13 protein-coding genes are annotated in these 13179 nt (G+C 71.3%); 4 read left to right on the forward strand and 9 right to left on the reverse strand.

Annotated features, from left to right (window positions below):
- Window positions 1-131 precede the first annotated feature (131 nt).
- From G537_RS0109280 to G537_RS0109315, 8 genes are all read right to left on the reverse strand, one after another.
- Window positions 132-791: an HAD family hydrolase gene (locus G537_RS0109280; protein WP_026869885.1), complete on the reverse strand. Its 660-nt coding sequence runs from the start codon at window positions 789-791 to the stop codon at window positions 132-134.
- Between the two features lie 8 nt (window positions 792-799).
- Window positions 800-1663 (reverse strand): phosphodiesterase, encoded by an 864-nt coding sequence (locus G537_RS37140; protein ID WP_051248238.1) that lies wholly within the window; start codon window positions 1661-1663, stop codon window positions 800-802.
- A 23-nt stretch (window positions 1664-1686) separates the two neighbouring features.
- Complete coding sequence (locus G537_RS0109290) at window positions 1687-2970, reverse strand: ABC transporter substrate-binding protein (RefSeq protein WP_026869886.1); 1284 nt, start codon at window positions 2968-2970, stop codon at window positions 1687-1689.
- 35 nt (window positions 2971-3005) lie between these two features.
- The gene (locus G537_RS0109295) at window positions 3006-3860 is read right to left on the reverse strand and encodes a carbohydrate ABC transporter permease (RefSeq protein ID WP_081688708.1); all 855 of its coding nucleotides are present in this window, start codon (window positions 3858-3860) and stop codon (window positions 3006-3008) included.
- The gene (locus tag G537_RS0109300) at window positions 3857-4771 is read right to left on the reverse strand and encodes a carbohydrate ABC transporter permease (protein ID WP_064742099.1); all 915 of its coding nucleotides are present in this window, start codon (window positions 4769-4771) and stop codon (window positions 3857-3859) included. The genes G537_RS0109295 and G537_RS0109300 overlap by 4 nt, the downstream gene beginning before the upstream one ends.
- Entirely contained in the window at window positions 4768-5967 is a 1200-nt protein-coding gene (locus G537_RS0109305; RefSeq protein WP_026869889.1) for an ABC transporter ATP-binding protein, read from the reverse strand. The genes G537_RS0109300 and G537_RS0109305 overlap by 4 nt, the downstream gene beginning before the upstream one ends.
- A 77-nt stretch (window positions 5968-6044) precedes the next feature.
- Window positions 6045-6881, reverse strand: a complete 837-nt coding sequence (locus tag G537_RS37145) for a MurR/RpiR family transcriptional regulator (protein WP_051248239.1) — start codon at window positions 6879-6881, stop codon at window positions 6045-6047.
- Between the two features lie 43 nt (window positions 6882-6924).
- On the reverse strand, window positions 6925-8022 hold the full coding sequence (locus tag G537_RS0109315; protein ID WP_483790110.1) for an EamA family transporter: 1098 nt from the start codon (window positions 8020-8022) through the stop codon (window positions 6925-6927).
- 108 nt (window positions 8023-8130) lie between these two features.
- Here G537_RS0109315 and G537_RS37150 point away from each other — a divergent pair, with 108 nt between their 5' ends.
- The 4 genes from G537_RS37150 to G537_RS0109335 are packed head-to-tail and all read left to right on the forward strand — an operon-like array spanning window position 8131 to window position 11570.
- Entirely contained in the window at window positions 8131-9402 is a 1272-nt protein-coding gene (locus tag G537_RS37150) for a DegT/DnrJ/EryC1/StrS family aminotransferase (RefSeq protein ID WP_211230340.1), read from the forward strand.
- A gap of 11 nt (window positions 9403-9413) precedes the next feature.
- Window positions 9414-10148: an amino acid kinase family protein gene (locus G537_RS37155; RefSeq protein WP_034851189.1), complete on the forward strand. Its 735-nt coding sequence runs from the start codon at window positions 9414-9416 to the stop codon at window positions 10146-10148.
- Window positions 10149-10161: 13 nt separating this feature from the next.
- Window positions 10162-10974: a nucleoside-diphosphate kinase gene (locus tag G537_RS41975; protein WP_155888560.1), complete on the forward strand. Its 813-nt coding sequence runs from the start codon at window positions 10162-10164 to the stop codon at window positions 10972-10974.
- Between the two features lie 2 nt (window positions 10975-10976).
- The gene (locus G537_RS0109335) at window positions 10977-11570 is read left to right on the forward strand and encodes a hypothetical protein (RefSeq protein WP_034851192.1); all 594 of its coding nucleotides are present in this window, start codon (window positions 10977-10979) and stop codon (window positions 11568-11570) included.
- On the opposite strand, the gene G537_RS0109340 is transcribed toward G537_RS0109335, so the two are convergent.
- The gene (locus G537_RS0109340) at window positions 11536-12912 is read right to left on the reverse strand and encodes an aminotransferase (protein WP_026869892.1); all 1377 of its coding nucleotides are present in this window, start codon (window positions 12910-12912) and stop codon (window positions 11536-11538) included. The two genes, G537_RS0109335 and G537_RS0109340, sit on opposite strands and share 35 nt — an antisense overlap.
- Window positions 12913-13179 lie beyond the last annotated feature (267 nt).

The raw sequence follows: 13179 nt of genomic DNA on the forward strand, positions 1-13179 counted from the left end.
GTACAGAATAGATTCCAGATCATGTTTCGAGAGTCAATGTATCGAAGATGAATTTATTCTTAATATTTGATCCAGTTTTAATTGTGTGTTCGGCGAGTTATTGAGTGAATGCCTGCTTGTTCTGATCGGAGCTAAGCCGGGACGAGAATTTCCTGGCATTCGCGCCAGCTGCGGGCAATGTGATGCGCGCCCGCTTCCAGCAGCCGGTGCGGCGTGGCCGCGTCGCAATGGGCGCCGCCGGTGAAACCGATGACGGTCATGCCGGCCGCCCGCGCGGCGGTGACGCCGGCGACGCTGTCCTCGACCACCAGGCAGCGGCCGGGCGCGATGCCGAAGCGGGCGGCGGCGAACAGGAACAGGTCGGGGGCCGGCTTGCCGCGCTCGACCTGCGAGGCGCTGAACACATGCGGCGCGAACAGGTCGTACAGCCCGGTCAGCGTCAGGGTGTGGCGCAGGCGGTCGGGCGAGCTGCTGGAGGCGACGCAGCGCCGCGTTCCCAGCGCCAGCACGGCCTGGCGCACGTCGGGCAGGGCCGCCAGCTCCCGCTCGAAGGCGGCGACGAGGCGGGCGGACAGGCGCGCGTCGAAATCGTCCGGCAGCCTCCGCCCGGCCTCGCGCTCCAGCGTCGCCCGCATCTCGGCCTGCGACATGCCGACGAAGCGCCGGCGCACCTCGACGACGCTGAGCGGGAAGCCGGCTGCGGTGAAGGTCTCGGCATCGACCTCGCAGGCGATGACCTCGCTGTCGATCAGGACGCCGTCGCAGTCGCAGATCAGCAGGTCGAATCCCATGGCGGGCCTCATCGCGCCACCGCCAGCACCGGCCGGCGGGGCCGCATCTCGATCACGCCGGACCCGCCGTCCAGCTCGGCCCGCTCCTCGGCCACGACATCCTCGTCGCTGCCCGGCTCGACGCTGTGGACGACGACATCCCCATCCTCCAGCAGCAGCACGTCGTAGGTCGGCCGGCGGTCGACATAGAGCGCCCGCAGGCCCCGCAGCTCGACGTCGATCGGGTGGCAGGTGCCGCGGTTGGCGCTGAAGGACAGGCCGCCGCGCTGCCCGGACAGGCCGACATGGCAATGGCCGAAGGCCAGATGCCGCACCCGCCCGCCGGCGCCGCGCAGCAGCTCCATCAGCTCGGCGCCGTTGGCCAGCAGCATGTGGCCGAAATACTCGACGCCGATGGCAAAGGGCGGGTGGTGCAGGAACACCGTCACCGACCGGTCGCCGCTCTCGGCCAGCCGGTCGGCGACCCAGCCCAGCCGGTCGCGGCACAGGATCCCGGCGCCGGGCCGGCTCTCGTCCAGCGTGTCGAGGAACAGAAGTCGGGTGCGGTCGAGGTCGAGCACGGACTGGACGAAGCCGTGCGGATCGCATTCCGCCTCCGGGAAGGCAGCCCGGAACGCCGCCCGCCGGTCGTGGTTGCCGAGCAGCAGCCGCACCGGCATGCGCAGCTCGGCCAGGATGCCGCGCAGCCGCTCATAGGAGGCGGCGTCGCCGGCATCGGTCAGGTCGCCGGTGACGACGCAGAGATCGGCATCGGCGTGGCGGCTGTTGATCGAGGCGATGCAGGCCCGAAGCCGGCTTTCCGGCTCGAACCCGATCACCCGCCCGCCGGGCGGGCAGAGATGGAGGTCGGTGAGGTGGATGATCTTGCGCATGGCTCCGCCCGGCGGTGATGGGGTCAGTTGGTCAGGATCGTGTCGGTGGTCGCGACCAGTTGGGCCAGCCCTTCCTCCGGCGTCACCGAGCCGCGCATGATCGCGGACAGGATCGCCTTCTGCTCGTCCCAGATGCCGACGCTCTTGTTGCCCGGATAGCCGGCCCAGGACCGGGCGATCGGCCACTGCTTCATGCTGGTGGTCCAGTCCGGGTTCTTGGCGTAGTGGTCGCCGAGATATTCGGGCTTAGTGACCTGCAGGTTGGTCGGCATGTAGCCCGAGCCCAGCACCGCGATGGTCTGGCCCTCGGGCCCGGTGACGAATTTCAGGAACTCCCACGCCGCCTTCCGCTTCGCCGGGTCCTGGGTCAGGATCACCGCGGCGTTGCCGCCGGTCGGCAGGCCGCCCTTGGCCTTGTCGGCGACCGGATAGGGCGCGGTGCCGAATTTGAACTTGCCGCCGATCGCGTCGCCCATGCTGAGGACCTCCGCGGTCGAGCCGATGAAGATCCCCAGCTTGCCCGCGGCGAATTGCTGGATCGCCTGGTCCTCGTTCAGGAACGGCATGTCGGTCTCGGCGACGAAGCGGCGCGCCAGCTCCACTGCCTTGCGGCCGGCCTCGCCGCCGAACGCCACCTTCTGCGTCTGCGGGTCGATCACCCGGCCGCCGAAATTGTCGACCAGCGCCTGCCACAGCCAGTCGTCGCCCCATTCGTCGACGGCGTAGGACATGCCGTCGGCGTCGCTCGACGTCTTGATCTTGCGGGCCAGGCCGATGATGCCGTCCCAGTCGGCCGGGAAGGCGTCGGGGTTGCCGCCCGCCTTGGCGATCAGGTCGCGGTTGAAATAGACGATCGGGGTCGATGCGTTGAACGGCAGCCCCCATTGCTGGCCGTCGACCTGGCCGAGCGCCAGCACAGTCGGGCTGTAGTTGGCGGCGATCCAGTCCGTGCCCTCGGCCTGCAGCAAGCCGTTCAGCGGCTCGATCTGGCCGCGCGGCTGCAGCGTCCGCACCAGCTCCGGCAGCGTGTTGTAGGCGGCGTAGTAGACATCCGGCAGGGTGTCGGTCATCGCCGCGCGCACGATCCGCTGATGCGCGTCGCCATAGCTGGCGGCCGGGGCCTGGAACTCGATCCTGATGTCGGGATGGGCCTTCATGAAGGCCTCGGCGATCGGCTCGTGGAAGCGCTTGTGCGACGGCCAGGCGTGCAGCACCTGCAGCGTCACCTGCTCGGCGGCGGCAGGGGGCGCGGTGAGGGCCGCTCCCAGGACGATGGCGGCGGACAGGCCGGTCCAGATGCGTTTCATGGCGATGCTTCCCTGTTGTGGACGACCGGCCCGCCTCATCGCAGGCCGGTCATGGCGATGCCGCGGATGAACTGGCGCTGCGCGGCGAAGAAGGCGGCGACCAGCGGCGCGGTGACGATCAGCGCGGCGGCCATCAGGGCGCCGTAGTTGGCGCCCAGCTCGCCGTCGCGGAAGAACAGGAGGCCGAGCGGCGGGGTCGCCATGTCGGTCGAGGAGACCACGATCATCGGCCAGAACAGGTCGTTCCAATGGGCGGTCGCCGAGAACACGACGAAGGCCGCGATCGCCGGCCGGGCGCTGGGGACGACCAGCCGCAGCAGGATCTCGAGCAGGGTCAGCCCGTCCAGCCGCGCCGCCTCCAGCACCGCATCGGGATAGCCGCGGAAGTGCTGGCGCAGCAGGAAGATGGCGAAGACCGACAGCAGGAAAGGCAGCATCAGAGCCGCGTAGCTGTCGAGCAGGTGCAGCCGGGCCAGGCCGAGATACAGCGGCAGCATCGGCACCTGGACCGGGATGCACAGGGCCAGCAGGACCAGCGCGAACAGCAGGCGGCGGCCCGGGAAGCGCAGCTTGGCCAGGGCGTAGGCGCAGGGGATGGCGACCAACAGCTGCGCCGCGACGATGCCGCCGACGACGATCAGGCCGTTCAGCAGCAGCCGCAGCATCGGCACGGCGGTCACCGCCTGGCGGACGTTGTCGATGGCGGCCGCGGCGTCGGTCGGCAGGCCGAAGGGTTCGGACAGCACGTCGGCCGGCGGGCGCAGCGCGGTCAGCACCATCCAGGCGAAGGGCAGCAGCACCAAAGCGGCCGCGGCGATCAGCACGAGATGTCCGAGCAGCGGGCCCAGGGCGCGGCGCATCCGGGCGAGGGGGAGGGCTGGGCGCGTCATGAATAGTGGATCCGGCGGTCGGCGATGGCGACCTGCAGCAGCGAGATCGCGACGATCACGGCCAGGAAAACGGCCGACAGCGCGGCGCCCAGCCCGATGTCGAGCTGCTGGTAGGCGGTCTGGTAGAGCCGGTACAGCAGCACGTCGGTCGACCCCATCGGGCCGCCGCGGGTCAGCGCCGCCACGGAGTCGAACACCTGGCAGGCGGTGATGCAGGAGGTGACGGTGACGAACAGCGCCGTCGGCGCCAGCAGCGGCCAGGTCACCCGGGCGAAGCGCTCGGCGCCGCGCATCCCGTCCAGGGCGGCGGCGTCGTGCACGTCGCGCGGCAGCGAGGTGAGACCGGCCAGGAACAGGATGACGTTGAAGCCGATCAGCTGCCAGGCGCCGATTGCGGCGAGCGAGAAGATCGCGACCGAGGGGTCGGTCAGGAAGTCGACGCGGCCGAGGCCGAGCTGCCGCAGCCAGCCGTTGATCGGGCCGATGCGCCCGTGCAGCAGGTACTGCCAGACGAAGGCCATGGCGACGAAGGTGCTGGTGACCGGCAGGAAGAACACGACCTCGTAGACATGGCGCAGCCGGCGCCGCGCCTGGATCAGCAGGGCCAGCCCCAGGCCGATGCCGACGGAGGCCGGCACCACCAGCCCGACATAGGTCGCGGTGTTCGACAGAGCCCGGCGGATGGCGGGGTCGCTCCACAGCCGGGCGTAGTTGGCGGTGCCGACGAAGCGGGTGTCCGTCTGCCCCAGGCTGTAGTCGGTCAGGCTCAGCCCCAGCACCACCGCCAGGGGCGCCAGCACGATCACCACCAGCAGCAGGGTGGCCGGCAGCGCCAGGCACCAGCCCTGCAGCGCCTCCCGCCGGGCCGTGGCCGGGCGCGGCGCGGGGTGGGCCAGCGAGGCGGCCGTCACGACGCCACCGCCGTCGCGGCCGGCTGGCCTATCACCGGCAGGGCCGGCAGGCGGCGCCCGCCGGCGTCGAAGACCAGACGGGATTCGGGGGCGATGCGCAGGGCCAGCTGCTCCTGCGGCGCCAGGGCCAGGGCCTCGTGCAGCCGGGCCTGGCCGACCCGGAGGCTGACGGCGAGGTCCGGCCGGCCGGCCAGGGTCAGCTGCACCATGGCCTCATGGCCGAGATGCTCGACATGGCGGACCGAGCCGAGAAGGTCGCCCGGCTCGGCGGCACGCTGCGCGGTCCGCCGGAAGGCCAGATGCTCCGGCCGGATCGCGGCGGTCAGGCCCGGCCCGGCATCGGCCGCGACCCGCAGCGGCTGGGCCTGGCCCAGGACGAAGAGCCGCCCGTCGGGGCCCAGCTCCGCCGGCAGGATGTTGATCGACGGGGTGCCGATGAACCGGGCGACCGCCAGGTGCTGCGGGTCGCCATAGACCTCGGCCGGCGTGCCGACCTGCGCCACCCGGCCGTTCAGCATCACGGCGATGCGGTCGGCCATGGTCATGGCCTCGGTCTGGTCATGGGTGACGTAAAGGCAGGACACGCCGAGCCGGCGCTGCAGCTCGACCAGCTCGACCCGCAGCTCGGTCCGCAGCGCCGCGTCCAGGCTCGACAGCGGTTCGTCCATCAGGAAGATCCGCGGCCGCCGGGCGATGGCGCGGCCGAGCGCGACGCGCTGCTTCTGGCCGCCCGACAGCTGGCCCGGCCGGCGGCCCAGCAGCGGCTCGATCTGCAGCATCCGCGCGATCTCGGCGACGTCCTGCCGGATCCCGGCCCAGGCGGCGCGGGCGCCGGGTGCGAGGTGGCGGGTCAGCGGCAGCCGGCCGGCCAGAGACAGCCGGCGGACGGCGAGCGGCGTCGCCAAGTTCTCGAACACGCTCATATGCGGGTACAGCGCGAAGCTCTGGAACACCATGGCGATGTCGCGCTCATGCGGCGGCAGCCGGTCGATCGGCCGGCCGGCCATCGCGATCGAGCCCGAATCGGCGGCGTCGAAGCCGGCGATCAGGCGCAGCAGGGTCGACTTGCCGCAGCCCGACGGCCCGACCAGGGCGACGAACTCGCCCGCGCCCAGCTCGAGATCGACTCCGCGCAGGATGTCGGTCGCGTCGAAACGCTTCGTCAGCCCGCGCAGCACCAGTGCCTTGTCCGTCATGCGAGACCCCCGATCGAGTCGGGGAGACCATAACGGAGTGTGACTTCAGTTTTATGAACGGTGGATGGAGTTTTGCTCTATCGAGCGGTCCGGCCCGGCGGAGTCAGGCGGCTGGCCAGGGCCTCCGCCAGGAACACCGCCCGCGGCACCGGTGAGATTGTGCCGCCATAGGCCGGGCGCTGCAGCTTCGCCATCAGCAGCACGGCATCGGCATGGGACGCCAGGGCGCTCCGCTCCTGGCAGGTGACGGCGACGGTGAAAGCGCCGGCCTTCCGCGCCACCTCCAGGAAGGCCACGGTCTCGGTGGTGGCGCCCGACTCGGAGATGGCGATGGCGGCGCTGTCCGGGCCGAGGCCGTTCGCGACCTCATGCGCCAGCACGGCGTCGCGGATGCAATGCGCGTTCACGCCGGCCCGCAGCAGCCGGTACGAGAACAGCTCGGCGATGATGCCGGAGACGCCGGAGCCGAACAGGTCGATGCGGGTGCTGGCCTGCAGCGCCTGGGCCACCGCATCCAGCGCGCGGGCATCCAACGCGGCGCCGGTGTCGGTGATCGAGGCGGCGAGATCGGCGGCCAGCTCCGCCAGCGCATCCTGCCCGCCTTCGCCGCGCGTGCGACCGGCGGCGTTGCGCAGCGCCAGCTCCCGGGCGACGGCGATCTTCAGCTGCGAGAAGCCCGGTGCCCCGACGATGTGGCACAGGCGGACGATGCTGGCCTCGCCGGCCCGCGAGAAGCCGCTGAGCTCGCGCAGCGTGTACTGCACGACCTTCTCCGGATTCTCCAGCAGGTACTTCGCGGCGCGGGCCAGCGCCGGCGGGAAGCTGTCCAGGTTCCGCTCCATGAAGGCGAGCGGCCGCAGCTCCGCCTCCGGCAGATCCGCCGCCGCCGTCCCGAGCTCGTTCTCGCCAGCCATGCCGTCGTCCCCCACGGATCGGCCCCACGGATCGGGCGGCGCGTCATCGCCCCGCGCCGCCGGGCGGCGCACTCCGCCCGACCACGCCGCCGGGCGCGCCCGGCCGAGCCATAGCATTCCCCGCCCGCCGCACCAAGGCGTCCGAAGCCGCGCGGTTCAGGCGCAGGGCGATGCCGCCGGCGGCCAGCAGGATCAGGACGGCGCCGGCGGTCTCCGCCCGTGTCGGCGTGTGGTCGAAGAGCAGCCAGCCATAGGCCAGCGCGAAGGGAATCTCGAGATAGCCGATCGACGGCAAGGCGCCGGAGCGGTGCAGCCGCATCGCCCAGGCGATCAGGGCATGGGCCAGCGCCGAGATCACGCCGATCAGCCCGGCCACCAGCCAGTCCGCGCCTTCGGGCCAGCGGCCCAGGACGATCATCGGCGCCAGGCCCAGCACCGCGCCCGGCGCGGCGATGTGGAAGCTGTTGGCGAAGCCCCCCGCCGTCCGCGCCGTGCGGGCGGTCAGGCCGAAGCAGAGCGCCAGCAGCATGGCGGCGGCGAAGGCCAGGCCCGCCCCGGCCGGGGAAATCTCCGGCGACTGCGCATATCCCACGGCGATCCCGGCGAGGCACAGCAGCGACAGGGCGACGGTGGCGCCGTCCGCATCCGGGCAGCGCAACGCCGCCCGCGCGAGCAGGAGCAGCAGCGGCGCGGTGAAGACGATGATCAGCGCCGCCCCCAGCGGCAGCAGCGCCAGGGCCCAGAGCAGGCACAGGGAGGAGGCGAATTGCGCGCTTCCCCGCAGCAGCTGCAGCCGGGTGGGGCGCAGCGTCGCCAGGCCGCCTCCGGTGGCGACGGCCGCGCCGCCGGCGAGGACGGCATGAACGGCGAACCGCATCCAGGCGATCTGGACCGCGGCGTAGGCGGTGATCAGCTCCTTGCCGGCGGCGTCCGCCAGAGGGGCGAGCGCCGCGCTGGCAGCCATCAGCAGCACGGCCGCCGCGGCGGGCGCTATGGGGAAGGGGCGTATCATCCGGCTGGGTCCAGTGAAAGATCCGGGCATCTGTGGATGTTCACAGAAATACAGTGAAGCGGGAGAATATATTTCACATATTCTTCTTAAATATTTTGACAGTTCGGTTACATCGATACCTAAATCCATCGACGGGAAAAATCTCGCTCAAATATTTGAGTAAAATTCTCTCGATTCATGATGAACAGTACTGGCGTGGAGACAATGATGCTGCACAAGAATGATGTGAGATCGGCCGTGCCCACCTATGCGCGGCCGCGAGCCGGCTCGGCGAAGGCGCAGCTGGCGGCGTTCGGCGGCCAGCGGGCGGTGCCGGAGGATCTGGTGGTGCCGTGGCCGGCCTCGCATAGCGGCCATCTCGCGGCGCTCAACCGCGTGATCCGGAGCGGCAAGTATCATCGCGTCAACCACCCGGTGGTGACGGCGCTTGAGCAGGACTTCGCGGCCTGGACCGGCCATTGGACCGTGCGCGCGGTGTCGACCGGCACCGCCGCGATCCATGTGGCGCTCGACCATGCGCGGGGGCAGGGGACCAAGGTGGTCGCCGCCGCGCTGAACTGGCCGGGCGCGATCGGCCCGATCCGGTTCGCCGGGCTGGAACCGGTCTTCGTCGATGTGGATCTGGCCGATGCGGCGATCGACCAGGGCGCCGCCGTCCGGGCCCTGTCCGGCGACACCGCCGCGGTGCTGATCACCCATCTGTTCGGCAACCCGGTGCTGGCGCCGCAGCTGCGGGCCGCCGTGCGGGCCACCGGCCGGGTCCGGCTGGTCGACGACTGCGCCCAGTCGATCGCGGTGACCTGCAGCCGCGACGGCGAGGCACCGCTCGACAGTGACGCCCTGGCCCTGTCGGGCAACGGCGCGAAGCATCTCGGCGCCGGCGAGCTCGGGCTGCTCTGCACCGCCGATCCCGGGCTGATCGACCATGTCGACCGGGTGTCGCTGACCAGCTCGGCCCGCAACGGCGAGCGCGTGTTCTCGCCGATGACCGCGGGCTACAACTACCGGCCCAACGTGTTCTCGGCCTCGGTCGCGCTCAGCCGGCTGCCGGAGCTGGACGAGCAGCTGGCCCAGCGCCGCCAGAACGCGGCCGTGCTCACGGACCGCCTGGCCGGGCTGCCCGGGCTGCTGCCGCTCTACGACATCCGCCGGCCGCGCAACTCCTTCCTCAACGTCCCACTGCGGATTGACCCGGCCAGGCTCGGCCTGCCGCCGGGGCCCGCCGCCCGCGACCTGATCGTCGAGCTGCTGCAGGCCGAGGGCGTGCCGGTCTGGGTCTGGTTGCGCAAGCCGGTGTGGGAGCATCTGCCGTTCTGGCGCGACCGCTGGTCGCTGGCCGACTTCCCGAACACGCGGACGCTCCTGGACACGATGTTCTACCTGTCCGAGATCGCGCCGCCGAACGACGACACCGCCATGCACGCCTATGCCGACGCCTTCGAGAAGGTGTGGAGCGCCCTGCCCGAGCTGCGGGCGGAGGCCGAGCGGCGCGGCACGGCGACCAACTGAGGGAGGCGGCGATGCGGAACCAGTCGATCAAGGGCTTCGTCGACTACGGTGTCGACATCGTCCTCAAATTCGGCGGCAGCCTGACCCGGGACCTGGAGCGCTGCCGACAGCTGATCGGGGCGATCGCCGGCCTCGCCGCCGACGGGCAGCGCATCCTGATCCTCCCCGGCGGCGGCCGCACCGACAAGGTGATCGAGGCGATCGATCGGGAGCGGCCGCTGGCGCCGGAGACGGCGCACCGCGCCTGCGCCCTGGCCCAGGACCAGACCGGGCTGATCCTGGCCGACCCGGCCTTCTCGGACCGGCTGGTGGCCTGCGAGACGCTGGCCGCCTGCCGCGCTGCGCTCGGGCGGGGCAAGGTCGCCGTCTTGCTGCCGTCCCGGCTGCTGTTCGACGTCGACCCGGTCGAGCAGACCTTCGAGATCACCTCGGATGCGGTCGGGGTCTGGCTGGCCTGGCTGACCGGGGCGCGCCGCGTCGCCATCCTGACCGATGTCGACGGCGTGTTCGAGGCCGGGCGGATCGGCGATCCCGACCACCTGATCGCCGCCATCTCCGCCGCCGACCTGCTGCGCATGGGCCACACCTCGATCGACGCCTGCGCCGTCGCCTTCCTGCAGGCGCGCGGGATGGACTGCACGGTGCTGAACGGCCTGCATCCGGACCGGGTGACCGCCTGGGCCCGGGGTCAGGCCGCGACCGGCACGGCGATCACCGGTGCCGCGCCCCGGCGCGCCGCTGCCTGAGGAAAGATCGATCATGCATATCGTCCCGTCGCCCGATCGGGCGCTGACCGTCTATTCCCCCGACGCGGTGCTCTCCGGCCTGGTCGGAGCCCTCGACCGCTTCATCGCCGAGGCCACCGGCCTGGTCCCGGCCGGCCGCGGCACCGTGGTCCATGACGCCCGCTCGATCGAGGCCTTCTACGGCCTGTCCGGCGGCACCGGCGGCCGGCACTGGCCGCTGGTGGTCGATCTGTTCGACGGCCGGGCCGCCTGCGTCACCGAATGGCGCGGCGCCGACCCGCTGGCGCGGCTGCAGCGGATCAAGGGGGCGACCCAGCCGGCCCGGGCCGAGGCCGGGACCGTGCGCAGCCGCTTCTGGTGCGACAACCCGGTCTGCAACCTGATCCATGTCAGCGACAGCTATCCGATGATGGCGGAGGAGGCGGAGATCCTGAGGTCGCGCCGGACCGCCGCCGCCTTCACCGTCCCGGAGGGCGGCGGCCTCGGCATCCGGCATTCCGGGCTGCTGACCTTCGCCCGGCTCGCGGCCCGGCATTGGCCGGGAGAGGACCTGCCCGACCTTCCGGCCGACGGCGACGCGCGGGAGACCGGCCGCCGGCTGGTCGCCTGGCTGAGGGACCTGGCCGCGCGGGAGCCGGCCGCGCGCGACTTGGTCGATGCCTTCCTGGCGGGGGAGGAGCCGATGCTGCCTCGGATCCGGCGGGCGTTCGGCCGGATCGGCAGCTGGGAGGCGCTGCTGCTCGAATGCGCGCAGCACTCCAATCCACTCTGGGTGCGGGCGGCCGGGGCGCCCGGCCCGGCTTGCGCCGTGGCCGCGGGGGGCTGACCATGCCCCTCCCCGCGCTGCACCGACGGATCGTCGGCCTGCTTCGCCCGCACCGCTCCTCGGCCAGCTACTGGGCGGGAAGCCTGGTGCTGGCGGATCTGCTGGACCGGCCGCCCGGCGATTTCGACATCCATCACCGCTGCTGGCCGGATGCCTCTCGGGCCATGGCCTGCGACCACGCCGCGCTGGCCGCGGCCGGCTTCATTCGCATGGGGCTCCGCGACGACGGCAGCGAATGCGAGGCGACCTATGCCCTGGCGACGGACCCGGATGTCTCCGTCGTGCTGAACTGGGTGGTGGACCAGGCGCCGGTGGGGCAGAGGGCCTTCCCCGACCAGCGGCTGGGCTTCGCCGCCCACCGGCTCGACGTCGCCGCCCGCAAGCTCGCCATGGCGGTGGAGAGCGGCGACGGCAAGCACGTCGCCGACCTGGCGGCGCTGGAGCGGCACGGCATTGCCGTGTCGTCCCTGGTCGGGCCGGCGCTGACGCTGCAATCGGCGCTGTCGCCGGCGGAGTTCCGCGCCGCCTGCGCCCGGCTGGGCTTCGGGATCCTTCGCGGGGTCAGGCCGCCGCCAGAACGCGTTCCAGCTGCCTGAGGCTGGCGGCGAACCGGTCGGCGATCTCGTCGACATCGACCTCGTCGACGATCAGCGGCGGCGAGAAGCCGAGCACGTCGCCCATGCAGCGCGCGATCAGCCCGTTCTCATAGGCCAGGCGGTCGAAGGTCGGGCCGGCCTGGCGGTCCGGGGCGAAGGGCCGGCGCGTCGCCTTGTCCTGCACCAGCTCGATCCCCAGCATCAGCCCGGCGCCGCGCACCTCGCCGACGATCGGGGAGCCTCGGCCGATCTCCTCGAAATGCGCGCGCAGCCGGGCGCCCATGCGGCGGACATGGGCGATCACGTCCATCTCCTGGTAGATCCGGATCGCCTCCGCAGCGACGGCGACGCCGACCGGATGGCCGGAATTGGTGAAGCCGTGGCCGAAGGCACCGCCCCGGCGGTTGAACTCGCGCAGCGCGTCATAGACCGCTGGCGCCACGACGACGGCGGAGATCGGGAAATAGGCCGAGGACAGGCCCTTGGCGAGGGCCATCATGTCGGGCCGCATGCCCACGGTGTCCTTGCCGAACCAGTTCCCGGTCCGGCCGAAGCCGCAGACGATCTCGTCGTCCAGGCACAGGATGTCGTACCGCTCCAGCACCTCATGGATGCGGGCGAAGTAGCGCTCGGGCGGCACGATGATGCCGCCGCCGGCATGGATCGGCTCGGCGATGAAGGCGGCAATCGTGTCCGGCCCCTCGGCCAGGATCAGGCGCTCGAGCTCGGTCGCCAGGCGCTCGACGAAGGCCGCCTCGTCCTCGCCGGGCTGCATGCCGCGATAGGGGTCGGGACACAGCGTGTGCAGGAAGCCCGGCAGCGGCAGCCCGAATTCGCGATGCATGAAGGGCAGGCCGCACATCGACGCGGCGGCGATGGTCGAGCCGTGGAAGGCGCGGTCGCGCGCGATCACCTTCCGCTTGGTCGGCTTGCCCCGGGCCGCGTGGTAGACCCAGGCCAGCTTGACCATGGTCTCGTTCGCCTCCGAGCCCGAGGTGGCGAAATAGGCCTTGCCGCCGGCCATGCCGGTCAGCGCCACCAGCTTCTCGGCCAGGTCCGCCACCACCTCCGAGGTCCGGTGGAAGAAGGTGTGGTAGAAGCCCAGCTCCGAGTACTGCCGTGCCGCCGCGGCCGCCAGCCGCGCGTTGGCGAAGCCCAGAGAGGCGCACCAGAGCCCGGCCATCGCGTCGATATAGGGTTTGCCGCCGCTGTCATAGACGCGGACGCCCTCTCCGCGTGCGACCACCAGCGGCCCCTGCTCCTCGAGCAGCGCCGGATTGGTCTGAGAGTGGATATGGAAGGCGATGTCTCGGCGGGCGACGGCGTCCGTCACGGCAGGCATGATCCTTGACATCCTCCCTGGTCGTCACGGACAGCGCCCATGTGCCCTCATGGACGATGCGGCGTGACATCTCCGGCAGTGCGCTGTGCCGAGGAGGTTGCGGATCGGCCTCGCCGGAGTCAATTGCAAATTGGAGTTTTGCTCCATTTTCTGTCGCCGATTGGACGGTTTTGCTCCATATCGCTCTTCTGCCTGCTTCTTGTCGGCTCGAACCCGCCACTGGCACTTCGGTGAAAAGACGTCGACGTTCCGGCCAGCGGGCAAACG

The organism is Inquilinus limosus DSM 16000, assembly GCF_000423185.1.
GTDB lineage: Bacteria > Pseudomonadota > Alphaproteobacteria > DSM-16000 > Inquilinaceae > Inquilinus > Inquilinus limosus.

Bases quoted from the DNA above. Each gene is read 5' to 3' on its own strand.
- G537_RS41975 (WP_155888560.1), top strand. From the start codon at position 10,162: ATGCATATCGTCCCGTCGCCCGATCGGGCGCTGACCGTCTATTCCCCC.
- G537_RS0109335 (WP_034851192.1), top strand. From the start codon at position 10,977: ATGCCCCTCCCCGCGCTGCACCGACGGATCGTCGGCCTGCTTCGCCCG.
- G537_RS37155 (WP_034851189.1), top strand. From the start codon at position 9,414: ATGCGGAACCAGTCGATCAAGGGCTTCGTCGACTACGGTGTCGACATC.
- G537_RS0109290 (WP_026869886.1), bottom strand. From the start codon at position 2,970: ATGAAACGCATCTGGACCGGCCTGTCCGCCGCCATCGTCCTGGGAGCG.
- G537_RS0109340 (WP_026869892.1), bottom strand. From the start codon at position 12,912: ATGCCTGCCGTGACGGACGCCGTCGCCCGCCGAGACATCGCCTTCCAT.
- G537_RS37145 (WP_051248239.1), bottom strand. From the start codon at position 6,881: ATGGCTGGCGAGAACGAGCTCGGGACGGCGGCGGCGGATCTGCCGGAG.
- G537_RS0109295 (WP_081688708.1), bottom strand. From the start codon at position 3,860: ATGACGCGCCCAGCCCTCCCCCTCGCCCGGATGCGCCGCGCCCTGGGC.
- G537_RS0109305 (WP_026869889.1), bottom strand. From the start codon at position 5,967: ATGACGGACAAGGCACTGGTGCTGCGCGGGCTGACGAAGCGTTTCGAC.
- G537_RS0109315 (WP_483790110.1), bottom strand. From the start codon at position 8,022: ATGGATTTAGGTATCGATGTAACCGAACTGTCAAAATATTTAAGAAGA.
- G537_RS37140 (WP_051248238.1), bottom strand. From the start codon at position 1,663: ATGCGCAAGATCATCCACCTCACCGACCTCCATCTCTGCCCGCCCGGC.
- G537_RS0109280 (WP_026869885.1), bottom strand. From the start codon at position 791: ATGGGATTCGACCTGCTGATCTGCGACTGCGACGGCGTCCTGATCGAC.